Source organism: Cohnella abietis (genome assembly GCF_004295585.1).
Taxonomy (GTDB): domain Bacteria; phylum Bacillota; class Bacilli; order Paenibacillales; family Paenibacillaceae; genus Cohnella; species Cohnella abietis.
The window spans coordinates 4,350,031-4,374,006 of the sequence record NZ_AP019400.1; the positions used below are offsets into that span (position 1 = coordinate 4,350,031).

A 23,976-nucleotide genomic window follows, 5' to 3' on the forward strand; every position below is an offset into this window, starting at 1 on the left:
TTCTATCCATTCTGATCTATTTCTCAAGTAATTTACCTAACGGCTTGTACAAGGTGTCTATCCATTGAGTAGGACCCGGCAGTTCATGTACCCATACAAGCGCCAAGCTAATGGCATAACATGCTCCTATTAATGATAATAAGAGTACCTTTTCTTTGAGCTTACCTTTCAATTTGCCTTGCTCCATCAAGCCGATTGCTCCTCCGAGAAGCCAAATCATGACCACTTCACTCCAGCTCATTCCTCGTTCGCCTTTCTCTTGCCAGAGGCCGTATTTATATTAACCGTTCCCGGTCGAAGCACATGAGACTGCACCTGAATGTTCACATGTATTCGAGAAAAGCGCTCATCCCATTGGTCAGAGGCTTTCCGCCACTGCTTAGGATATTTGCGCCTGAAGGCATCCCCAAAGCCAATGATATCGGCTCTCATTTTGTGCTGAGCTTGCTCCAACGCATCTTCAATACGGCCTCTTAGTAAGTTATTCATCCCGGTTTCTACAACCGCAACATCTGAAGGCTTCATCAAATCTAACTGACTCGTATTCTGAATGACATCCCCATCCGCTCTAATGACTACATCCATGGTCCACATATCTTCACTCTGAATATGCGGTATCAACATTACCTTAGTGCGCGACAAATTCATGGATACCGTGGAGCCTGCAGAGTTGACACGAAAAGTTAGAATGGAAGTTTTAATCCTTTCGTTTAACCATAATATTCCTCTTGTTTCATTGGAATTAATATCACCAACCATCTTACCCTCCTTAAACACAGCAGCGCCGGTATAATAGGGCTTGGAGTTAGAGTGTGGATCATTCATATCTGACTTAATATCCTGATTGGAAATCAAAGGAACAAAAAAGCTTCTTTGCCCTTTTTGCCCCAGCCAATCGTTAATAATGTCTTTAAGCGTAACTTCTGTGCTTACTTGAGATTTAGATATCTCACGGAATATTTCCGCGGAGCTACGTTCAAGCTGCGGATTAATTCGCAATGCATTAATAGCTTTCCCCTTGCTTACATATACGTTTGCTCTCTCCCGCATCTGGGCAAACTTCAGCAGGAAATCAAGATCTTCTGTAATACCAGCCCTTGCACGCTCTTCTCCGAAAATATAAACATCATCGTGCCCCCAGAACAACCGGCGTGACAAATTTTCCTGCAAATGAGCCATGGCATCTGCAAGTGAAATTCCTAAGGCGCTACTAACAAGTGTTTGACCGCTGCTTGATTCCTTACCAATATCCCCGCCTTCTGACATTCCCTTACTGCTCTTTCCGGATGGAACAAACACCTGGACAGAAAGCTCAACCTTGCCTCCTTCCTTCTGATCAATTCCTGCAGCTAGAACAATGGCTATATCATTGATTTCGACGCGATCCCAGCAGCCTATTAGAAACACAAGCATGCCCAGAAGCAACAAAAACTTGGACTTATAGCTTATTAAATGAATGCCCATTATTTGTTCCTTCCTTTATCTCGAAAGGTGGAAACCTGTGTCCGTTTGTCCGTACTCCAAAGGGGTATTCGCAGCAATACCTCCTTCCATTTGCTGTTCTTTAGAGGAACTAAGGGCATCAAATACGGGGTTCCAAATGAACGAAGTGAGCACAGATGAATAACGACAGCAATAACTCCCATCAATAACCCTAATAAACCCATAACCCCTGCTAGGATCATAATTGGAAAACGAAGCAGCCGAATAGGAATTCCCATTGTGTAATTCGGTATCATAAAGGATGCAATGCCCGTTATCGCAACTACCATAACCATGGGAGAAGAAACAAGCCCTGCAGAAGTTGCAGCTTGTCCAATAACCAAAGCGCCTACAATGCTCACTGCGGAACCAACCTGCTTCGGCAATCTCACCCCTGCTTCTCTAAGCGCCTCGAAAGTGATTTCCATAATAAAAGCTTCTACAACCGCAGGGAAAGGAATCTCTTCTCTTGATTTGGCAATGCTCAAAAGCAAGGCAGTTGGAATCATTTCATGATGATAGGTTAGAATGGCTACATAAGCAGATGGAGCAAGCAAGGCCACCATGAAAAAAATATAGCGTAGCCAAAGAATCGCCATAGAGATCATAAATCTTTGATAAGAATCCTCTGGCGTATGAAGAAATGAGAATAGCCCCGTCGGAGCTATTAATACGAATGGAGTGCCATCAATTAGTATGACGACCTTCCCTTCAAGCAGGCTGGCTATAGCATTGTCCGGACGCTCCGTGCTCAGCATCTGTGGAAAGGGAGAGAAATGAGAGTCCTCAATTAATTCCTCGATATTTCCACTTTCGAGTACTCCATCAATTTGGATAGCACTCAGACGTTTCATAACTTCGTCCACAAGCTCTGGCTCTGCTAATTTTTCAATATAAGCTACATTAACCCTTGACTTCGTATAGGTTCCGATCTCTATTGCTTTAACCTTTAGAAGCGGAGTACGTAATCTACGACGCAATAATGAAATATTAACTGTTAACGTCTCCGTAAATCCTTCCCTAGGTCCTCGAACAACAGATTCCGCGATTGGCTCCTCTATTGCTCGTTTATCCACCTTCGGTAATACAAAGCACATCCCTCGGTCCGAGCCATCTGTTAGCATAACTGGATTACCAATTGAAACCTTTTCGATAAGCTCACTAAAGGATGTAACCTCTAGCACTCTCTGAACATAGCTGGCAGGCTCCAATGATGGTTGAGATGAATTGATTTTCATAATGGTTTCGTTTAATCGTTCCTCGTCTGTAATCCCTTCAAAAAATACAACTATCGCCTTATCCCCAGCAGAATTAATTATTTCTCGAATAATTAAATCCTCGCAGGAAGCATAAACAGATTCCAGCTCGGACAAATTTTCACTAATGTTTTTGGAGAACATATCCATAATTGCTCACAGTCCCTGTAAGTCAGATATGTAAATCGTTCCCTGATGCCCGAAGACTATTCAATATACATTCGCAAAATTTTAATTAAATGTGGTACCGACGGAAATACGATGGTTCTTATCGTACTTGCTGCTTGCGGGCAGGCTTGAAGTACGATTAGCGATGTTTTTCATCGCTTCTGCTTGTTGGTAGCTAAAACTTATCTGTTCCAAAACGGAACATGAGGTTAACGAACCCAGCAACTCTTATTTGCTCCAAATGTAATGATTTTATTTTGTAAACTCCAGACACCTTGTACCCTGCAAAGTAGCTCCATTCCGCCTACTTGATACTCAATAACACCAGTGGAGTTTAGAATAAATACGAGGTCATTTTATCGAAAATAAGCTCAATTAGGTTCGTTAGCTTTTACACATGGCGTTTTCCTTGCGAGATACTGTAAGCGAGGTGGTACTCGGTATGCATGATGCAGCGGGCGGCGGGTACTAGCGAGGTGGTACTTGTTATGCATGATACAGACGGCGGAATACTAGTGAGATGGTTCTCGGTATGCATGACGCCAGTGGGATCGGGATATTTGTAGGCGAGGTGGTACTCGGTATGCATAATGCAGTCGGTGGCGGTAAGCAGCTGATGATTAAGTAAGCTTATACGAAGAAGACAAAAGGACCTCGCTTGTGCGAGATCCCTTCATGGTTGTTACTTCTCTGGTGGACTAATGTGAGCTTAGTAGAGAAGGCATTCCAGGCCTCGCTCACACAATGGATCTTTCCCCCTTCTCCAACAAGTCCAGCACTTCCCGCTTGAGTTCGACGAATGCTGGATCGGTCCATACATCAACTTGTCTTGGACGGTTGAATGGAACGATTATTTCCCTCAGGACAGTAGCAGGTGCCGGAGATAGCACATAAATGCGATCCGACAGCATCAATGCCTCTTCGATACTGTGAGTAACGAACAATACCGAACGCCTGTCTGCTTCCCACAATTGTAGAAGCCAACGTTGCATGTCTGCTCTTGTTAGAGCATCTAAAGCTGCGAAGGGCTCATCTAAGCACATGATATCGCGGCGCATAAGCAATGCCCGCAAGAATGAAACTCTCTGCTGCATCCCGCCGGATAGTACATGTGGGTATTCTTTAGCTACATTATCTAATTGAATTTTACGCAGCCATTCGGAAGCCTGCTCCTTGGCTTCTTTCTTGGAGGTTCCCGTAGTAACCAAAGCTGATGAAATGTTGTCCTCTACGGAAAGCCAAGGGAACAACGCCGCTTGCTGCGGCATATAGCTGATCAGCCCACGTTCACCGGTAACTTCTTTTCCTTCCATGACAATCCGCCCAGTATCAGGTCTCTCGACTCCACCAATCAGGCGGAAGAGTGTCGATTTCCCACTGCCCGAAGGTCCAATTAACGTGACAAACTCTCCTTCGCCAACGTGTAAGGAAATGTTATTCAGCACCGGTACTCTTTTTTTGCCACGCATATATGCTTTTGTTATTCCACTAAGCTCTAGCTTGCTCTTAATGAGTCTACTCATCAGGAAGCCCCCTTCCAGTCCCTGCTCGGACGTGGTTTCCATCTGATGATCAGATGCTCTGCTAGAACGACCATGTAATAGAACAGCAGACTGAGCGCAACTACACAGACAATGGAGCCGAACACGCCTGGCTGATCGTAGCCGTTAGAATTGAGCTTCAAATAATAACCGATGCCCTTGTTCGCCCCTAACCATTCCGCTACCATTGCTGATGATACCACGTAGGTTGCGGCTATTTTGAGCCCTGAGAACAAATAGGAGAGCGATGCCGGAAACTCCAGCCGTTTCAATCTCTCCCACCTCGAGGCACCAATCATTCCTAAATACTCACGTAGCTGAGGCTCAGCTTGACCAAGGCCTACAAGAATGGATAGCGTAATCGGGAAAAAGCATACAAGGACAAGTAAGATTAATTTTGGTGTTACACCAAAGCCGAACCAGATCATCAGCAATGGTCCAAGCGCAATAATCGGAATATTCTGGGACAGTACTAATATCGGAGCAAATGCCTCGCGCAATATAGGAACAATGTGAAGAAATACGGCAACAATAATTCCGAAACCTAGACCCAAGCCAAGCCCTGTGAGAGCAAGATACAGAGTAGCCAGCACATGCTTCCAGAGCAAAGCGGAATCCTCGTACATAGTCAGTGCAATATCCCAAGGGGACGGTAATGTAAAGGTTTTAATCTCGAAAATAGCACAGGCTGCTTGCCACAGTCCGATAAAGACAAGCATCGTCACAACAGGCAGCAGTATTCCTCTAAGCGCTCTATTGCCCATCCGGATACTTTAGCAATTGCTTGGAGATCGAAGCGCCTTCTTGTCCATCGACCACCAATTTAATTTGTGACATTACTGAAGGACTGCCCATCTCGAACATAGCTGCATTCATCCGTTTAACAATGTCAATTAATAAATCCAGATCGCCCTCTATTGTCGTTTCCAATGGTCCCACACGATAGTTAACTCCTGATTCCTTAATAATCTCAATCGCCCGGTCAACGTATGGAATAACCTCTTCACCAGGCTTAACCTTCGGTAGTATCTGAATGCTTAATAATGCTTGAGCCATGAACAGCATCTCCTCTTCGTTAGTTTATTTTTATTGTGGTAGGAATTCTGTTGTAAACATATCGTCATAATTCAATTCTTTCTTCAACAATCCATTCTGCTTTAACCAATCCCCATAGCCAGACCAAACCTCACGCTTCTGCTCTCCCCAACGTGGTGCATCATCCTTGTATTTAGGGCTTAGCCACTTCTGACTCGCCTTAACGAGCTCAGCGTTTATTTCTGGAATAGCCTTAATCAAAATATCAGCAGCTTCCTCCGGGTGGTCAATTGCATAATTATAGCCTTCCGATGCTCCGGCAAGGAATGCACGCACAAGCTCCGGTTTTTCTTTAATTAGCTTCTCGTTAGTAAGCAGCAACGGGGTGTAATAATCTAATTGCTTGCTGTAATCAGTCAAATAGACGATATTAATTGGCTCCTTGCGAAGCTCGGCTTCAATTCCCGTCCATCCGTAGAAAATCCACTCAAAGTCGATTCCCTTTTTCACAGCCGTGAAGAAATCAGCCGAACCTGCACTAACAAAATTGACCTTGCTAACGTCCGCCTTCTGCACATTCATCATCGATTCGATAACCGCTTGCTCTGCAGGAGATCCCCAGCCGCCGTATGATTTACCTTCGAAATCCTTAGGCTCTTTAATATTTTTATCAACCGGCGATGCGAAACCGGACGTATTATGCTGAATGATCGGAGCGATTGATACGAGCGGCAGCCCCTGCTCCCGTGCTAATATCATGCTCTCCTGAACTCCGACACCAAACTCAGCCTTACCATTAGCTACTAAAGTGCTTGCTCCCGCTTCTGGTGGTAAAATAATTTCTACATCCAAGCCCTGCTTTTCCCACAAGCCCTGCTCCTTCGCCACGTAAAGACCGGTGTGGTTCGTGTTCGGCGTCCAATCCAATACTAGCGTTACTTTCTGAAGCTCCTTAGCAGAAGTGTCAGGGCTGCCCGTTGCTGTAGCTGGTGGATTCTCGGAGGCATTAGCCCCATTTTTGTTGCCACAGCCGGTCAACAGAATTGCACCCGCTATCATCGTAATCCCTAAACCCTGCCAAACCTTACTTCTCTTATTCATCTTTCTCTCCCTCTCTGTCTTCCTTGTGATGAGAAAGGGCTTCTTCAAATCAAAAAACGCCCCCCGATTCCGGAGGGCGTCCTAAATATACGGACGAATGACACGACAGCAATGAAACTTCCGTCGTGTTCCCACCTTCCTACGCTGGTACTAACCAGATCAGGTTTTAAGGGTCTGCATCTTCAATGGGATGCACTCTCAGCCGGCCTTACTCCAGCTCCCCCGGGGCTTATTCAATTATTTGAAACCCAATTCTTTCATTCCTTATTATAGCAAACAACTTGGAGTTGTCTATCACTTATTCCTTTATTACAAGCTACTTCCCTCATTTTCTCTCGGTACAACGGCCAATATTCGGCGTACTTCAGTCAAATACTCCTCATAGTAGGGCTCTTGGTCATAATGCTCTGTAAACACAGCTTCGAACCCTTCATAATCAAATTGGAAGCCGATTTCGATCATTAATTCCAAGCGTGGCAGGACGAAACGATCAAGCAGTATTTTCTTCTCTGCAACGTATACCTGTTCCGTAATGCCTTTGCCAACAAAATGCTTTAAGATTTCCAAGTACCCTCTTATAGCCACATCTCCATAGTTATAGCCTCGAGGAGCATTAAACTCATAACGAAACATCGACAGCTTAAGCAAGCAAAAACGAGGGTCCTCCTGAAGGAGTGCGTAGAGCCAATAAATATGATTTAAGCTTGTGCCAATAAATCGGTCCAAGTCAGGTAGGCTAAGCAAAGCCTCACGATCCACTACTATGGAGGTTATGAAGCCAGTAGCTAGAGATAGCTCTTTAAGTAGAGTATCCATCCCCTCCATAACTTCCACGGTTCCGTCATTCCTTAATACATCAATGAAGAGGAATCGGCACTTTTTGTATAATAAAGCATACAAGATCGGTTGAACGGCACCAGGTACAAAATAATCATCATCCCCGTGCAGCTTTGCATATTTTCCTCGGGCAAACTTTACAATCTCCAAGTAGTTCCTCTCTCCACCGATGTTCTCTGCTTGCCTAACTACCCTTAATTGTGGATACTTCATGACATATTCAGCAAGTATAGCTGGCGTTGCATCATCGGAGGCATTGTCGGATACGCATACCTCAATCAATCCACTAGCACTCGTCTGCGGCATAACGGATTCTAAGCATTCTATGAGCTCTTTGCTCCGATTATAGGTAGGAATGCAGATGGATAACAGGGGATGATCACGACGACGCTGCAGTACCTCTGCTATGTCAGTCTCTGTGTCAACTTTAATCCAATCCTCAGCAATCGTATCGAACATCTCTGTCAGCTTTGCCGGAACGCCAGAGACAACACTATAATCGGGTACATCTCCCCGAACAACGCTACCTGCGCCTACTACACAGCCTTTTCCGATAACAATAGGACCTTCGATGACGGAGTTTGCACCTAAGTAGGTCCCCTCACCAATAAACAAGCGATTCCTGCTGCCCTTGCGTGAGCCTTGTTTAGAAATGGGGAGCCCTGTTTGGCGGTATTCCGCTTCGGTGTCTGACAAATATACATGAGGACCGCACCATACAAGTCGCTCCAGCTCGACATGCTGCTCCGCTGTTATGATAAGCCCAATATCAGCTTGAACGCCGTCTCCGATAATAATTTTGGGCCTTGAGCCGTTAATAGGAGTTGTTACGATGAGTCGATGCCCTGAGCTAATAATCGCTTCCTGTCCAATTGATATTTCTTCATTTCCGTGTAATAGCCCTGGTGCTTCCAAAACCGCATTTTGTCCAAGATAATAAAACGAAGGTGCGCTCTGTGACAGTTCCCCCTCCATTTCGCCCCCTCCTCACACTTTGAAATACGAAATCCACGGGTCAAACGGAAATCTACGCAGCTCGGTGTCCCGGATAGGCAGCATCTCCAATAAAGCGGCGGTTTCTCCTGGAAAAGCGGAACAATTTAACTCGTCAAAACAAACAATGGCGCCCTTAGGCATACGCGGGAGGAACAGCTCCAACGCTTTGCGAGTAGGCTCATATAGGTCAAAATCCAAATATAGCAGTGCAATAAGCAGGTGAGGGTGATCATGCAAATAGGGGGCAGCCGTTTCTGTAAAGTCTCCTTGGACGAACTCGGTATTAGAAATATGCGACAGATGCCTTTCAGCATCATATTTTGCGATGGAAGCACGCAATTGCTCTACATCATCCCCCCGCATATCTCCCGTCTCGAATGTTTTCTCCGAATCTTCATCTTGCTCTGCAAGCGAGGGGAAGCCGGCGAACGTATCGAAGCCAATAATTTTGCGGGAGTGATTAGAAGGCTCAAAAATATTCGTAAACTGTGCCCAAGAGTAAAATCCTGCCCCATTAAACACACCACATTCTACTATGCTCCCGTTGACATGCAAGATCTCCTTATAAATCTCATATCGGGTCAAAAATCGGGCCACGCTTCGTTTCGTTGCGAACCGAGGGAATGCCTCCAGCTTATTAATAAGAGAAGTTTGCGAAGAACGGAAAGTCTGTTCCGCAAGCCTGTGTGCCAATCGGTCTTGCTGGGAATGATGACGGGTTATTGCGGCCATTGGCGGCTTTCTTATGCGCATATCGTACTGCTCCCCCTTCCGTTCATTTCTTGCGGCATACGGCAATCACATATGCGGGCCGAGCGTTCTTTATACTGGCGAGGGAAGCGGGAGCGTAATAACGAATAATATCAGGATTAAATCCCGCCATCGTCGTATTCGCAGCCCCAACAGCAGCCTCAATGTTGCTCCACTCTGGAGCCACATGACCATTCGGACCAACGAATGTTTGACCATATAACCCTTCAATATCATATAGAGCCGATAACTCACCAACAAACTCACTTAAACTATATTCAAAGCAGTGGTAGGGATTGCGTACCTGTTGACCAAAAAGCCGATCAGGATTCGTTACTTCCCGGTTTGGTGTTGAAACAATTAAGCGCCCTCCTGGACGAAGAACACGTGCGGCCTCTCTCAGCCAAGCTGAACCGTCCGGGACATGCTCAATCGTCTCGAATGACACAACAACATCGAACGATTCCTTAACGAATGGAAGCTGCAATACATCGCTGATCTGGTAATCAACGCCCTCCCCACCGTAATCACGCTTGGCCAAATGGATTGAAGCAGCATCTATGTCCACTCCAGTGACACTTTTAGCCCCGCCATCCTTCATCATTCGTACGCCATACCCCGCACCACACGCGGCATCCAGTACTGCTTTTCCGGAGCAATAAGCCTGAGCTAGCCGATATCGATATACGTGTTCAGCTAATACGTCGGGGTGCGCGCCGGAAACAGCAGAGCTGAGAATGAGTCTTTCTCCCGTAAAAGCAACGTCTTCCTGCGCCTTCGGCAAATAGGCCATATCTGTCACCGCCGTCTCTAATAATTTACTGGGCGCCACAGACGCCGGGTTAGGGCGAAGCACCGGGTTAACATCTTTTTTAGCAAAAGTAGCTTCCCTCTGCATGGGCTGCTGCTTTATGGCATTTGATTTACCTACAACCGCTTTGAATGCCCTCACGATAAAGTACATGGTCATAAGCTCTTCCCTCCGAGCCTGGCCTACTAGCACGCCTAAAGCATCCACCTCATGCTTTTGTATTTCTTCCGAAGTAATTGAAGTAAATTCGATATTATCAAAGCCAGTTTTTTGTAATCGTTCTGTAACTTCTTCTTTAGACAGCAAAGCATCCGAAGGCACACGATTTATAGGCTTTATATAGGCTTTTACATATTCTATAAACATTCTATTAGGAACACTTGTAACAACAATTCCTCCTGGACGAAGCAGTCTCTGGATCTGTTCTAAAACCGCTATCGGCACAGGTACAGATAGAATGTCATTCAGTATAATGACATCAAAGCCCTTCGTTCCCGTAGGAATATTAATCTCTTCATTACCCCACCATGTCTTCTCAGTTACCAATGCTGCTACACGTGCAGTAGATTCATCGCTTTCATATCCATATAGTCGAATATTATTATGACGATTATGAAGCTTAAGCAATGTCGCCCCGCAGCCACAGCCGATCTCTAGCACACTCATCCCCGGTTTTATCGCTTGTAGCGACTGAAGAAAATCTTCTCGTATATTCGTGGCGATGTGCGGATGAAACCCCCACTTGCTTATAAACTGCTGCTCATTTTTTTGCATCACTTTTTTATAAGCGTCCTTCACAACCTTAAAGGAAGCATGACCTTCATGATGGATGAATGTATCCATACACAGTAATAGCTTATGTCCCGCTAATCTCGCTCTCACACACCAATCATCATCCTCATAATTACCTAACCCATAGCGTTCATCAAGCGGTCCGACCATTTCCCATACGTTACGCTTAATAAGCATGCAAAATCCGATAAGCTTAAGCCGCTCCTCCCATCGGTTAGGTGAGGAGGCATTATATATTTCTGCGAAGCGCTGCATATCATCTAACGTGCGATACGATGTTTCGATCATCTGCCCATACCCTGCAAAGTTAGTAAGGGGACCTACAGCACCAATGCTATCGTCGCTGTTGATAGCGAGCTTCAATTGCTTAAGCCAGCGCGGGGTCACGACGGTATCATTATTGAGCAGCAATATTAGATCACCAGTGGAGTTAGCAACACCAATGTTGCATCCCGCTGGAAAGCCCGTATTTTTGCTTTGCTCCAGCAGTTTTACGTCCTCCTGCTGCCTTAGCCAAGCTACGGTACCATCCGTTGAAGCATTGTCCACGATGACTAGCTCGTAATCTTCCTTTGGCGTATGCTTTCGGATACTTTCAATGCAGCGCTTGGTCATGGTTAGTTGGTTATGCGTAACTAGGATTATGCTAGTTATCATCCCGGTTTGCCTCCCATACCCAGTGCCTGCTCTAGCTTATTTTTATTTTCAAGCAAATTTTGATCGTCTGGTAAATACTTTAAGGCTTTTTCGTTATGCTCATAAGCTAGCTCCAGCTCGCCTTCCATCCCATAGCAAATACAGAGCTGAAAATGCGGATACCAGGTCCAGCAAATAAGGTTTAACACTCCAAAATGGTTCGGTACCTCATCCTGAGCAATAGCTTGCTTAAACCAGTAAATCGCTTTAGAAAATTCCTCTTTGTCAACGAAGCATTGACCGATAGAACAGCAGAAATCTGCTCTAGGAATATCATAAGCCATCGATTGCAGCAAGGCTTGGAGCTTCAATTCATAATTTCCTAGCTGATGATAACATGCTGATAACCGGGCACAAGCCATAAGATTATCCTCGAAAAAATCGACAGGGCTTTCCAAAAATCGACGGTATTGCTCCACAGCTTCAACAAGCCGATCCGTATCCGCTAGCTCATTGGCATAATAGAGAACATCACGGCCCTCAACACTTCCGTTTTTTTCTATTATTTTCTCGAGAATATGCAAATTTCGCTTTGTATTCTGATGGACTCTACCATGAGTGACAGCAATATCTGTCAAATAGACATTGCCTTCAATAAACAAATATTCATGGACCGGATTATACCAAGTAAACTGTCGGCTACGCTTAACAATTCGGTTTCTTCGCGACATTGCAATTGGATTATCATAGCCGTCGAAAGCCAAGTGATATTCCATCACTACTGAATCTATCTCCGGATCAAGCGTCTGCTTCAGCTCCCGCAGCTTCTCGCTATCCTTCTCCCGTAAGAAGTCGTCAGCATCAAGCCACATTACATATTCCTGCGTTGCGAGTGAGAATGAATAATTGCGGGCGGCCGCGAAATCGTCCGTCCACTCCAGATCATAAATCCGATCCGTATAACGAATTGCGATTTCCTTTGTCCTGTCCGTCGAGCCCGTGTCTACAATAATGATTTCATCCATCAAGTCTTTCACGGAATCCAAACAACGCGCTAGCACTTCTTCCTCATTACGCACTATCATACATAAGCTGATATTAGCCACGCTTATCCTCCTCTACATACAACCTCTGTCCCATTTTATGTTGCTTGCATCTGCTCCGCTTGGACAGCTGATGGAGGTACAGCCCCAGTAGAAGCACAAAAGAGCCAACAACATAAGTTGTCGACTCTTCTTCTGATAACTCTTTCCTCAGCCCGGAGCGCTTTGCGAAGCGATGCCCCAGAAAACCTCTGGACCAGTACGCTCGCCGGTAAACAACAGACCAAGTAAGCTTCCTCCAAAAATAAAGGACGAATAAATCGTCTCAGCTGCAGCTGGAGCAAGTAAATCCTGTGCTGTGAACGTGTAAGTGTCAGAGAACACAGATAGGCGAATATGCTGCACAGCCGTATAGATGACGTTCGCTGGATTGTACACTGTAGTACCACGACAAATTTGAATGGCAAATGTGCTTCCGATTACAAAGGAGCTAACCCCTACCATTCCTGTAAGTGTAATAACCTTATTAACAACATTATTCGTTTGCAAGCCAATTACACCAAACAAAGCAGGTGTCGCCGAAATCGGTGTTCCCGGAAAACCAGTCGAACCCGCGTTCATCGAGCTACGTAAATCTAGAAAACTTCCCATTTTTCATTACCTCCTTCTTTGTGAAGTTGGTATAGTGTATGTCTGATTTCCTTTCGTGCTTGGACAAACTGCAGGGGGCAGTCGTGCATTTTCGGTGGATAAGCATTAACAGAAAAGGACTGCACACCGTAGAGATCACGGCGGCAGTCCTCTTAAGTGCTCTTATCTAAACATCGTATATAGCTTGATTAGATGTAGCATGTTATTCGGATCGATTTTCTGCGCAATAATGAAATTAACTAACTGATCCTCCTGCGTTTCTGTTAACGGTTCATTTAAGATTTTCGCAAATGTCTTAGCCCACTTGCGTACTTTTGCACGATCCTGCAAATCGTATTTCGTGATGCCCTCCAGCAGACCTTTAATCCGCTCTTTGGTCGCCGGGTTTTTCATCTTCACTTTAACGCGTTCCACAAACTCGGCCTTAATGCCGAACTGTTTCCAGCTTGGGCTCAAAGAGGGTCACACTCCTTTTGGCAGCTTTTCGGTACATCATATGCCAGCAGAAGACGCGTAATGACAATCTTTCAAGCCCAACTCAGCTTCTTTGGGCCTAATCCAATGGCTCCGTTTGCTGTTTAGCATCACGATTAAGGTTGTCTCTAAGCTCTTTGTATGACTGAGAAGACCAGAAAGACTCACTAGCCGTTAATGCAGCAGCGTCGTCCCGAGCTTGTTCCAGCACCTCGAAATCATTCACCAGGTTCGCCAGCCGGAATTCCGGCATACCACTCTGCTTCGTTCCGAAAAATTCACCCGGCCCTCTTATTTCTAGATCGCGGCGTGAAATCTCAAAGCCATCATCCGTATCCGTCATGGCTTTCATTCTTTCCTGACCATTCTCCGATTTCGGATCGGCAATAAGAATACAGAACGACTGATGCTCACCTCGACCAACTCGCCCCCTCAATTGGTGAAGCTGGGACAAGCCAAACCGGTCAGCATCCATAACAATCATTAACGTCGCATTCGGCACGTCTACGCCGACTTCAATAACCGTAGTCGAGACGAGTACATTCGTCTCCCCCGCCGCGTATGTCGCCATTGTAGCTTCCTTCTCCGCCGCATTCATTCGGCCATGTAGAAGGCCAATTGCTAGTTCTGGTAAAGCATGAGTAAGCTGCATATGTAAATCAATCGCATTCTGCACATCAAGCTTCTCAGATTCTTCAATTAACGGACAGATAAAAAAGGTCTGCCTCCCCTGCTCCGCTTCCTTGCGAATAAAACCGAGCACCCGATCCATCATATTGTGTTTAACCGAGTAGGTTTTAATCGGTTTCCGACCCTTCGGACGTTCTCTTAGCGTTGATACATCCATATCACCGAACACAGTAATCGCAAGTGTCCGAGGAATGGGGGTAGCAGTCATCGTAAGCACATCAGGGTTCATCCCTTTACGGCGCAAAATACTTCTCTGATTCACACCGAATCGATGCTGTTCATCTGTAATGACTAAACCCAGACTTCTAAAGTAAACGTCTTCCTGTATGAGTGCGTGAGTTCCCACTACGATATCTAGCAAGCCCATCTGCAACGATGCTATGAGATCCCGCCGCTTCCTTTCAGTCAGGCTTCCCGTTAACAAGCCAACCTGAATCCCATAAGGCTCAAACATAGCTCCGAGTGAGCGTGTATGCTGCTCCGCCAATATTTCCGTTGGAACCATAAGCGCTCCCTGATGTCCTGCTTTAACAGTTGCGTAGAGGCCTACAGCGGCAACTACTGTTTTGCCTGAGCCTACATCTCCCTGAAGCAACCGATTCATAACATAGGGCTGCTTCATATCATGAAGAATTTCGTTAATGACTTGTTTCTGAGAACCTGTTAGTTCAAATGGCAGCCTGCTAACGAACTGGCGAATTTCTTCATTGTTAACGGGATGAACTAGACCGTCAGCTTGTTTCATGTGGGTCGCACGATAAGCTTGTAGTTTAAGCTGAAATAGGAACAGCTCTTCATATACCATTCTACGTCTAGCTTCCTGACCTTCAAGCGTATTTTCCGGACGGTGAATCCGTGTAATGGCTGATCTACGGGGAAGAAGAGCATGCTTTTCTAGAAGCTCAGCAGGTAAAATCTCTGGAATTAGCGCTCCGAATTGAATCAAAGCTTGATTGATCATTTTCCGGATCGAGGCTTGTGTAAGACTCCCCCCTACCGAATAGACGGGCTGAAGCGTACCTGTCTTCGCCCCCCCTTTATCAGGAAATTCCGAATCCGCCACTGTCATTTGCCGACGTCGCTGCTCCCACTTCCCAGTCAACGTAATTTCCCGCCCTGGTGTCAGCTGCTCCTTCAGAAATGCCCGATTAAACCACACTGCCGTTACTAGCATTGATTCTACTGTAACGCGGCAAATCAACCGGGTTTTACCGCCAAACCGCTGCATCGTAGGTAGCGAAGCTATAGTCCCTTGAATGGTAATTCTTTCTCCATCCTTAATCTCGTGCATCTCACGAACCCGGTAATCCTCATAACGGAATGGGTAATATTCAATTAAATCTCCGACCGTAGAAATACCCAAGGCGTGGAGCTCCTCCGCTTTCTGGGGGCCCACGCCTTGAAGTTGTGTCAGAGAGATTTGGAACAAATGAATGGACATTAGACCAACCTCTTTATACTTGCATAATCTCGATTAATCGACCGGAAATATGAACAGCCCAATCGTTCCAGGGCCCGTATGAGTGCCAATAACTGGACCAATTTCAGTCTCATGGCTGATTTGCACATTTAGGTGCTGCTTCACAAGCTCAACCACTTCTGATACTCCAGAGACGTGACCGGGGGTTACTGCAATCGTCAGATTAATAGGACGATCTTTCAGATCAGCCTTCAACACCTCTACAATACGTGCCATCGCACGCTTCTGCCCTCTAGCTTTATCGAACGAGTACACAGTGCCTTCATTATCTACGGATAATATCGGTTTAATGTTTAAGAGCGAACCCAGTACAGCCGATGCTTTACCGATTCTGCCCCCTTTTCGTAAATATTCAAGCGTATCTACTAGAAAATAGAGCCGCAATTCCGAACGCAAACGGTGTACCTCTGCAACAATATCATCTCTAGAAGCCCCTGCTTTTGCCATTTGAGCCGCAGCAACGACTATGTGGCCATAGCCGTAGGAGGCTGATTTAGAATCAATGACGGTTACGTCAGCACCCTCGTCGAGCATAGATTTCGCAATTGTTGCTGATTGATAGGTTCCACTGAGAGCCCCGGATAGTTGAATAGAAATAACGACATGCCCTTCATCCGTTAATTTCTTATATACCTCGTAAAAATCTGCAGGAGATGGCTGAGAGGTAGTAGCAAGACCGTCAAATGCAATCAGCTTCTCATAAAATTGGGCTGGTTGTAGCGTAATACTATCCAAATAGCTGTCATCCCCGAAATTCACCTTTAAAGGCACCATCGAGATCCCGAGCTTATTTCTCGTCTCGAGTGGAATATCCGCTGTACTATCCGTTACAAGAACAACAGATGCCATTGCTTGTCCCTCCATCGCCTCATTTAATTACTATGGCTCTACTGCAAACAAGTAAGGGTATAACGGCTGACCGCCTTCATGTACCTCGACTTCAGCATTTGGGTATTTCTCAGACAGCCACTGCTCCAGCTGATCCGTTTGCTCCGCATCGGCGTCCTCGCCCGTTAAAATCGTAACAATTTCCCCGCCTGATACAAGTAACTCAGTTAAGAGATCTCGGCAAGCTTCCGCTTGAGTTTGAGCCGACGCTACGATTGTCTTATCTTTAATGCCAATATAGTGACCGGCTTTTATTTGCAAGCCATCCATTTCCGTATCTCTTACCGCTTGAGTAACGGAGCCTGTGACCACTTGCTCGAACGCCTTCGTCATGCGTTCGGTATTTGAAGTCTCGGAATCACTTTCTTGGAAGGCCAGCATCGCAGCCATTCCTTGTGGTAATGTGCGGGTAGGAATGACTGTAACCGGCCTGTCCGCCAGCTCCGCTGCTTGCTTCGCAGCCATTATTATATTCGGATTGTTGGGCAGAAGGAAAATGTGATGGGCCGACAAGGATTGGATAGCCCCTAGCAAATCTTCCGTGCTCGGATTCATGCTCTGTCCACCCGAAAGCACGATATCCACACCAAGACTGTTAAATAGCTCTGCATTGCCATCTCCTACACTAACTACAACAATGCCGTAAGGTGCCAATTCATACACATCAGGGTTGGGCTCGCTTTCTGGAGCAGCAGCTATAGAAGGTAAATTAACAACCCCTGGCAATGAATAATCCACAATGGGCACACTGGACTCTTGAGTATTGGACTGCGCCAATGAAGATATTCCTGTTTCTGAATGGGACTTCTGAGCAAGCAGCTCACGATGCTGCTCCTGCATATTAAGAATATGAATATGAGTTATTTCGCCATACGTAAGTGCCATATTCATAACATCGCCAGGGCGACGAGAATGAACATGAACCTTAACAATACCTTCATCCTCAATGAGAATAATCGAATCTCCATCCCTCTCAAGATACTGACGGAAGGTTCGTTCAGGGAAAGGCGACGAAATGGAACTACGATGAATAAAAAATTCCATATCATAAGGAAATGCAATGCTTTCCGTTGTAATTTTGGATTGTGCTGCAACATTTGTCGCTCCCGATAGCCGAGGAGCCAACGTCTCGGTACTCTTCTGAGTAATAACAGGCTTTGCTTCGATAGGCTCTGGAGTGCTAATCGTAAAATTCCCATCACTTAAGTACGAAACAAATCCCTCATATATATACACGAGTCCTTGCCCACCCGAGTCGACAACGCCTACCTGTTTTAAGATAGGTAGCATTTCTTGTGTGCGTGCAAGAGTCTCAAGAGCTTTAGCATGTACCTCAAGCATCCATTCAGTCAGGTCGGAGGTCCGACGTGCAGCCGTTAGGCCGTGACGCGCAGCTTCTCGTGCTACGGTCAGAATAGTGCCTTCTACAGGTTTAACGACCGCCTTGTAAGCGGTATCAACACCTTGTTGGAGAGCATTCGCAAACAAAGGCACCGTAAGCTCACGTTGACCTGAAATTGCCCGCGCAAACCCACGGAAAAGCTGGGAGAGGATAACTCCCGAATTGCCCCTGGCGCCCATTAGAAGTCCTTTGGAAAGCACCTCCGCGGCGCGACCGACTTCCTCTGAGGGCTTATGTTTTAATTCGGCCACGCCGGCCGACATCGTTAAGTTCATATTTGTTCCCGTGTCGCCATCCGGCACGGGAAACACATTCAGTGCGTTTATCTGCTCAACATTGCCGGACAAACGCTCAGCGCCCGCCAATATCATGGCGGTCCATTCCTTACCGTTCAAGAAGCGCTTACTCAATGAGATATTCCCCTTCCTAATAAGCTACTTCAACACTCGCACTCCTTGAACATTCACGTTGACGATATCAACCTTAAGTCCAACGACTTCTTCCAGAACGTATTTAACCTTAGATTGAATATTATGAGCTACTTCAGAAATTTTGGTTCCATAGCTAACAATAACATACAGATCAAGGTGTACGAGCTCCCCTTCATGACGAACCTCTACACCCCGGGACAGGTTTTCCCTGCCTAGAAGCTCCGCAATGCCATCCTTAAAGCCTTTGCGGGAGGCCATGCCAACAAGACCATAACAATCTAATGCTGCTGAACCAGCAATTACCGCAATGACCTGATCGGCCACGTCAATCTTCCCGTTCTCTGAGACCAACTGCAGAGGCATGGAAATTCACTCCTTTATGCCTTATTATGGACCATACCTAATTGTACTATAAAAAAACGGGAGAATGAAGTCGTTATCTGGGAAAATCAGACGAATAAGCATTAAAAGCTCAATCATATCCACTTTTTCATTGCATCAAACTACTTGCTATGCTAAGATAGTGTAGTATTTGTATGGACGTGGTAGGGAGGTGTATTTTTAGTGGCTCGTAAATGTTATATTACAGGGAAAAAGCCGGGTTCCGGCAACAACAAATCTCACGCGAATAACACTACCCGCCGTTCTTGGGGGGTTAACGTACAAAAAGTGCGCATTTTGGTGAACGGTAAACCTAAACGTGTTTATGTTAGCACCCGCGCTTTGAAGTCCGGAGCAGTAACACGCGTATAATTAACCTCGATTAACGGGTTATGAAGAAAAAACCGTCAGGTTCTCCTGACGGTTCTTTTTTTGTGATTAACAGCCTAAAGGCGTCAATTTTTGTGAAATGTATTGAGAATTGCTTTGACGAAGCCACCCAAAAATTTCGGCAGCTTGATGGTGTAAAACTTCATCGTCCCATCCCTCCTCCGCAGGCTGAACCCTTACCGACTTCTACAATCGAAGTGCGCTATTGATTCATTTGTATGCAGCAAGCACTTTGTCCTATACCAGACAAATAGGAAGGATGAGACAATTTTATTTGAAAGGCTATTAGCGTAATGCGGCAATTGCAGCTGCCCTGTCCTCGTGACCAAAAATATAAGTACCAGCAACAAGAGAATTTGCTCCTGCTTCTCTAACCCATGCAGCAGTTTCTGCGTTTATCCCGCCATCAACTTGGATGTGAATGTCCGTTCGGCCGTGTCGTTCCAGCATCTCCTTTAGCTCACGCAGCTTGGGTAGCATAGCAGGCAAGAAAGATTGGCCTCCGAATCCTGGATTGATTGTCATAATCAATATAAGATCAATTTCGTCCAATATATATTCCAGCACGGACAGAGGTGTGTGCGGATTTAATGCTACTCCCGCCTTAATACCAAGCTCCTTTATTTCAGTCAGCGTCCGGTGAAGGTGGACGCAAGCCTCGGGGTGTACAGTGATCCGATCGGCACCTGCCGCAGCTAAAGCTGGGAACAATAGCTGAGGTGCTTCCACCATCAGATGAACATCAAAGAAAAGCTTTGTTACTGGGCGGATCATAGATACAATTGGTGGTCCAAACGTAAGATTGGGAACAAAATGTCCATCCATGATATCGATATGAACCCAATCCGCGCCGGCTGCCTCTATACTCCTAATCTCATCTCCTAGCGATGCGAAATTTGAAGCTAGGATTGAGGGTGCAATTATAGTCATATTAATACCTCCGCTTGATTTCTTTCCACTCTGTCATGAAGCTAACGTAGTTATTGTAACGGCTCTCGGCTATTTCCCCACGTTCCTTAGCTTGCAGAACAGCGCAATGCGGCTCATGGGTATGCGTGCAGCCGCGAAATTTGCACGAGGATGGTAGCTCTCTGAATTCACGAAAGCACGAGCTTATTTCATCAATACCGAGCTCACCGAAATCGAGCTGGCTAAAGCCTGGAGTATCTGCCATGTAGCCACCTCCAGGAATCGCAACAAGCTCTACATGACGAGTCGTATGCTTTCCGCGGCCAAGCTTAACGCTAATTTCATTCGTCTCCAGCTTCAGTCCGGGTATAAGCGCATTCACTAGCGAGGACTTACCTACTCCGGATTGTCCTGCGAGCATATTGATATGCCCTGCAAGAGCTGAGCGTAGCTGCTCCAGCCCCTCTCCTTCGTGCGCGCTTGTAAGCACAACCTGATAGCCGATAGAGCTATACAGCAAGCGAGCTGCTTCCACTGTCTGACGGATGCTCTCGCCTTCTGCGCCCTCAGGAATTCTGTCCATCTTCGTAAAAACAAGCAAAGCATTCATACGAGCATGCTCAGTATGCACTAGAAATTTATCTAGCAGCACGAAGCTCAGCTCAGGCCGTACAACGGAAAATACAAGAACAGCTAGATCTGCATTCGCGATCTGAGGACGAATAAGCTCTGATTGTCGAGGCAGTATCTCCTCAACCGTTCCTTCTCCGTTTTCCGTATTGCTATAGACGACACGATCGCCGACTAGCGGCGATTCGCCCCGTTTCTTAAATATACCGCGCCCACGGCATTGCACAAGACTTCCGACTTCAGCATCCTGCACATAGTAATAACCACTTAAAGCTTTGACGATCAAGCCTTCGGGCATTGGGAAACAGCTCCTTCTCCTAGCCCGATTAGGCTCCAGTAGTCACTCATTACTCATTTGCTCTTTATTGATTTGTTAACTCACCTGTATCTGGATCAGTACCCTCAGCCCCCGTATTGTCAGTACCGCTATTACCTTCACCAGTACCTGGATCTGGTTGGTGTTCAGGTGTTGATATAACAGGGACAATTAGGTAAGGCACCTTTTCCTCCTGCAGAAATTGTCCGTCACGGAAGATTTGGATTTTGCCGTCCTTTTGAGGAGACAACACTAACGTTACTTCTATAAAAGTCGTTGTGCTTATTTTTTGCGTACCCCACTCAATATTATCGCCTCTAGCATCGAAATAAACGATTCTAATCTTACTCGATTTGCCCTCTTGCGCTGGCGAGATGCTTACACTAAGCTTTTGCTGCCTTGAATCATCTGGAAAACCGCTACTGACCCAGATTGACACTTCGCTCTTAGGCTGCACCTGCTCGTTCGGCTCGACAGGAAACTGCTTAAATACCGTTCCGATTGGTGCGTAGCTAGGCTCTCGATGAATATTTTTCTCAGGTAGCTTTAAGTTATTTTGCTCTATTATTGCCTTAGCTTCGGTTTCCTTCTTATTAATCAGATCTGGCATAGGAATCGTTTCCTCACCTTTGCTGATTGTCAGTGTAACGGTATCTTTGCTCGGATCAAATAGCGCCTCGAACTTAGGGAATTGATCAAGTACGGTCCCTGGTTCGCTTTCTGAGAACTTTTCGTATGGAAGAATATTATCCTTGTGAACACCCATGCCGATTAAGGTATCTTTCGCTTCTTCGAAGGATTTACCCTTAAAATCAGGCATAGCAGGAAGATCGACACCTGTTCCTATCGTTAATTCAATCTGTGAGCCCTCTTTAACGACCATGTTGAGCTTCGATTGCTTAATGACCTTGCCTTTATCCTCTTCAGAGCTAGGCTCCTCCAAAACGGGATCTACTGTAAAGCCTGCTTTAGTCAATATATCGATTGCTTCTACCTTCTCATGGCCCATCACATCAGGCACCTGCACATCTTTAGGACTAACGCCTTTTAGTGCTGATACCGCCCATATCAATACTCCAATTAATATTAACGCTAATACCCCTAGAACAATAGGGACAACCCATTTGCGCTTAGGTTTATCTGTCCCATCAGAGTTCCAGCGATCTTGGTTGCTCATGCTCTTAATAGCAGGAGCTTCGATCGTGTTACGCATATCTGGTCGGATAGCAGGCATTACCCTTGTCTTATCCTCTTCATTTTCTTCATCACTTGTAAAATGAACTGGAGGCTCATTTAATCTCTGCGGCTGCAAGCAGGTCTCTAAATCAGCATGCATCTGACGCGCAGATTGATAACGCTCATGAGGATTTTTGCGCATAGCTCTGAGAATGATATTTTCCACGCTTTGTGGGATGTAAGGATTAACCTTACGTGGTTGATCAAACGGATCCTGAAGATGCTTAAGAGCTACGCTAATCGGGCTTTCGCCTAGAAAAGGTAATCGGGCCGTTAGCATTTGGTAAAGTACGATTCCCAAAGAATATAAATCAGATTTCTCCCCAGTGGCCACACCTTTAGCATGCTCTGGCGAGAAATAGTGCACAGAACCAATAACAGATCCCGTCTGTGTTATCGTCGAGGACGTAACTGCACGGGCAATACCGAAATCCGTTACCTTAACCCGTCCATTGTTACCAATAAGTATATTATGGGGCTTAATGTCGCGGTGTATAATTTGATTATGGTGAGCATGCTCTAGGGCATCACAAATTTGCGCTGTTATTCTAACAGCTTCATCCGCCTGAAGAGGAGCTCTATCGCGAATAATTTCATTTAAGTTAGCACCGTCTATGTACTCCATAACGATGTAATGTGTATCTTCTACTTGTCCAACATCATATATGCTTACGATGTTCGGGTGCGACAAGGATGCTGCCGCTTGCGCTTCCCTACGGAACCGTTTTACGAAATCATCATCATGCGTAAACTGCTGCCGCAATACCTTTACCGCTACAAATCGATTCAATAATAAATCACGCGCTTTGTATACTAGCGCCATTCCCCCGCCGCCAACACGGGCCAGCAGCTCGTAACGCCCACTTAGCGTCAATCCGATCATGCCGTTTCCCCTCCTACGCCGTTAGCCCCGTCATTGTCCGATATAAGAACGACGGTTACATTGTCGTCTCCACCAGCATCAAGAGCGGATTCGACAAGCCTAAGAGCCTGTTGCTCTAATTCAGCATCAGGGTCCTCTAAGGTTGCTTTGAGTAAGGAAGGCTCCACTAAACCACTCAATCCATCACTGCATAGCAATAACAGGTCGCCGATTTGCCAATCGATGACCTGCACGTCCACGTCGACCTCACTGTCTGTTCCTAGTGCTCTTGTTAATACATTTCGCCTTGGGTGATGTGCTGCTTCATCCGGACTTAGCTGCCCCGACTTCGTTAGCTCATTCACAAGCGTGTGATCCTCTGTCAATAGCTCCAGCTGCCCTCGGCGAAGCCGATAAGCTCTACTGTCCCCGATGTGACCAATTATTCCGCTATTTCCGTCCAAGATAGCCATAACTACTGTTGTCCCCATGTTATGGTATTGGTCGTTCAGGGACGCTGTTTCGTATACGACGGTATTAGCTTTACGAATCATTTCTTTGAGCTGAGAAACCTCTTCCTTAACAGAAGAGATTTCCTCCCAAGCGTTCAATGATTGAACCAAGCTATCAACAGCTAACGCACTTGCTACGTCTCCAGCACGATGACCGCCCATTCCATCAGCAACGATAGCGACCGTTAGTCCACTAGACAAAACGCCACTCCATGCTTTGTCCTCATTGACCTGCCTTACCTTGCCGACATGACTACGTAATACCGTCTTCATACC

The 23,976-nt window shown here is 45.9% G+C and carries 23 protein-coding genes and 1 riboswitch; of the genes, 1 reads left to right on the forward strand and 22 read right to left on the reverse strand.

The features are described 5' to 3' along the window. Positions 1-16 precede the first annotated feature (16 nt). From KCTCHS21_RS19095 to KCTCHS21_RS19175, 17 genes are all read right to left on the reverse strand, one after another. Positions 17-241: a hypothetical protein gene (locus KCTCHS21_RS19095; RefSeq protein ID WP_130611937.1), complete on the reverse strand. Its 225-nt coding sequence runs from the start codon at positions 239-241 to the stop codon at positions 17-19. After that, positions 238-1,464 (reverse strand): Ger(x)C family spore germination protein, encoded by a 1,227-nt coding sequence (locus KCTCHS21_RS19100; RefSeq protein WP_130611940.1) that lies wholly within the window; start codon positions 1,462-1,464, stop codon positions 238-240. The genes KCTCHS21_RS19095 and KCTCHS21_RS19100 overlap by 4 nt, the downstream gene beginning before the upstream one ends. After that, positions 1,464-2,855 (reverse strand): spore germination protein, encoded by a 1,392-nt coding sequence (locus tag KCTCHS21_RS19105; RefSeq protein ID WP_162309351.1) that lies wholly within the window; start codon positions 2,853-2,855, stop codon positions 1,464-1,466. Before KCTCHS21_RS19105 ends, KCTCHS21_RS19100 begins: the two co-directional genes overlap by 1 nt. Before the next feature lie 788 nt (positions 2,856-3,643). Then, positions 3,644-4,429, reverse strand: coding sequence for an ABC transporter ATP-binding protein (locus KCTCHS21_RS19110; RefSeq protein WP_130611945.1), 786 nt, complete (start codon positions 4,427-4,429; stop codon positions 3,644-3,646). Continuing rightward, positions 4,429-5,211 (reverse strand): ABC transporter permease, encoded by a 783-nt coding sequence (locus KCTCHS21_RS19115; protein ID WP_130611948.1) that lies wholly within the window; start codon positions 5,209-5,211, stop codon positions 4,429-4,431. The genes KCTCHS21_RS19110 and KCTCHS21_RS19115 overlap by 1 nt, the downstream gene beginning before the upstream one ends. Continuing rightward, entirely contained in the window at positions 5,201-5,503 is a 303-nt protein-coding gene (locus KCTCHS21_RS19120; protein ID WP_130611951.1) for a thiamine-binding protein, read from the reverse strand. The genes KCTCHS21_RS19115 and KCTCHS21_RS19120 overlap by 11 nt, the downstream gene beginning before the upstream one ends. A gap of 30 nt (positions 5,504-5,533) precedes the next feature. Continuing rightward, positions 5,534-6,583 carry an ABC transporter substrate-binding protein gene (locus KCTCHS21_RS19125; RefSeq protein WP_232057886.1) on the reverse strand — a complete coding sequence of 350 codons (1,050 nt, stop codon included), beginning with the start codon at positions 6,581-6,583 and terminating at the stop codon, positions 5,534-5,536. 119 nt (positions 6,584-6,702) lie between these two features. Next, positions 6,703-6,817, reverse strand: a riboswitch (TPP riboswitch). A 75-nt stretch (positions 6,818-6,892) separates the two neighbouring features. Continuing rightward, entirely contained in the window at positions 6,893-8,395 is a 1,503-nt protein-coding gene (locus tag KCTCHS21_RS19130) for a glycosyltransferase (RefSeq protein WP_130611954.1), read from the reverse strand. A 12-nt stretch (positions 8,396-8,407) separates the two neighbouring features. After that, positions 8,408-9,169, reverse strand: coding sequence for a TylF/MycF/NovP-related O-methyltransferase (locus KCTCHS21_RS19135; protein ID WP_130611956.1), 762 nt, complete (start codon positions 9,167-9,169; stop codon positions 8,408-8,410). A 22-nt stretch (positions 9,170-9,191) separates the two neighbouring features. Continuing rightward, positions 9,192-11,426, reverse strand: coding sequence for a methyltransferase domain-containing protein (locus KCTCHS21_RS19140; protein ID WP_130611958.1), 2,235 nt, complete (start codon positions 11,424-11,426; stop codon positions 9,192-9,194). Beyond that, positions 11,423-12,511: a glycosyltransferase family 2 protein gene (locus tag KCTCHS21_RS19145; RefSeq protein ID WP_130611960.1), complete on the reverse strand. Its 1,089-nt coding sequence runs from the start codon at positions 12,509-12,511 to the stop codon at positions 11,423-11,425. The genes KCTCHS21_RS19140 and KCTCHS21_RS19145 overlap by 4 nt, the downstream gene beginning before the upstream one ends. A gap of 147 nt (positions 12,512-12,658) precedes the next feature. Continuing rightward, positions 12,659-13,099: a hypothetical protein gene (locus KCTCHS21_RS19150; protein ID WP_130611962.1), complete on the reverse strand. Its 441-nt coding sequence runs from the start codon at positions 13,097-13,099 to the stop codon at positions 12,659-12,661. Between the two features lie 162 nt (positions 13,100-13,261). Continuing rightward, on the reverse strand, positions 13,262-13,555 hold the full coding sequence (locus KCTCHS21_RS19155; RefSeq protein WP_269472717.1) for a stage VI sporulation protein F: 294 nt from the start codon (positions 13,553-13,555) through the stop codon (positions 13,262-13,264). Between the two features lie 97 nt (positions 13,556-13,652). Then, the gene (recG, locus tag KCTCHS21_RS19160) at positions 13,653-15,704 is read right to left on the reverse strand and encodes an ATP-dependent DNA helicase RecG (protein ID WP_179952625.1); all 2,052 of its coding nucleotides are present in this window, start codon (positions 15,702-15,704) and stop codon (positions 13,653-13,655) included. 33 nt (positions 15,705-15,737) lie between these two features. Next, positions 15,738-16,592 (reverse strand): DegV family protein, encoded by an 855-nt coding sequence (locus KCTCHS21_RS19165; RefSeq protein ID WP_130611964.1) that lies wholly within the window; start codon positions 16,590-16,592, stop codon positions 15,738-15,740. A gap of 30 nt (positions 16,593-16,622) precedes the next feature. After that, positions 16,623-18,443 (reverse strand): DAK2 domain-containing protein, encoded by a 1,821-nt coding sequence (locus KCTCHS21_RS19170; protein WP_130611966.1) that lies wholly within the window; start codon positions 18,441-18,443, stop codon positions 16,623-16,625. 24 nt (positions 18,444-18,467) lie between these two features. After that, positions 18,468-18,827, reverse strand: a complete 360-nt coding sequence (locus KCTCHS21_RS19175; protein WP_130611968.1) for an Asp23/Gls24 family envelope stress response protein — start codon at positions 18,825-18,827, stop codon at positions 18,468-18,470. Between the two features lie 201 nt (positions 18,828-19,028). Between KCTCHS21_RS19175 and rpmB the strand changes: the two genes are divergently transcribed. Then, a complete protein-coding gene (rpmB, locus tag KCTCHS21_RS19180; protein WP_130611971.1) occupies positions 19,029-19,217 on the forward strand; it encodes a 50S ribosomal protein L28 in 189 nt (62 codons plus the stop codon). A gap of 83 nt (positions 19,218-19,300) precedes the next feature. On the opposite strand, the gene spoVM is transcribed toward rpmB, so the two are convergent. The 5 genes from spoVM to KCTCHS21_RS19205 form a co-directional block, all read right to left on the reverse strand. Further along, positions 19,301-19,381, reverse strand: coding sequence for a stage V sporulation protein SpoVM (gene spoVM / locus KCTCHS21_RS19185; protein WP_041064529.1), 81 nt, complete (start codon positions 19,379-19,381; stop codon positions 19,301-19,303). A 139-nt stretch (positions 19,382-19,520) separates the two neighbouring features. Next, a complete protein-coding gene (gene rpe / locus KCTCHS21_RS19190; RefSeq protein WP_130611974.1) occupies positions 19,521-20,165 on the reverse strand; it encodes a ribulose-phosphate 3-epimerase in 645 nt (214 codons plus the stop codon). 1 nt (position 20,166) lies between these two features. After that, entirely contained in the window at positions 20,167-21,072 is a 906-nt protein-coding gene (gene rsgA, locus KCTCHS21_RS19195; RefSeq protein WP_130611977.1) for a ribosome small subunit-dependent GTPase A, read from the reverse strand. A gap of 64 nt (positions 21,073-21,136) precedes the next feature. Continuing rightward, positions 21,137-23,209, reverse strand: a complete 2,073-nt coding sequence (pknB, locus tag KCTCHS21_RS19200; protein WP_130611980.1) for a Stk1 family PASTA domain-containing Ser/Thr kinase — start codon at positions 23,207-23,209, stop codon at positions 21,137-21,139. Further along, the gene (locus KCTCHS21_RS19205; protein ID WP_130616591.1) at positions 23,206-23,973 is read right to left on the reverse strand and encodes a Stp1/IreP family PP2C-type Ser/Thr phosphatase; all 768 of its coding nucleotides are present in this window, start codon (positions 23,971-23,973) and stop codon (positions 23,206-23,208) included. The genes pknB and KCTCHS21_RS19205 overlap by 4 nt, the downstream gene beginning before the upstream one ends. Positions 23,974-23,976 lie beyond the last annotated feature (3 nt).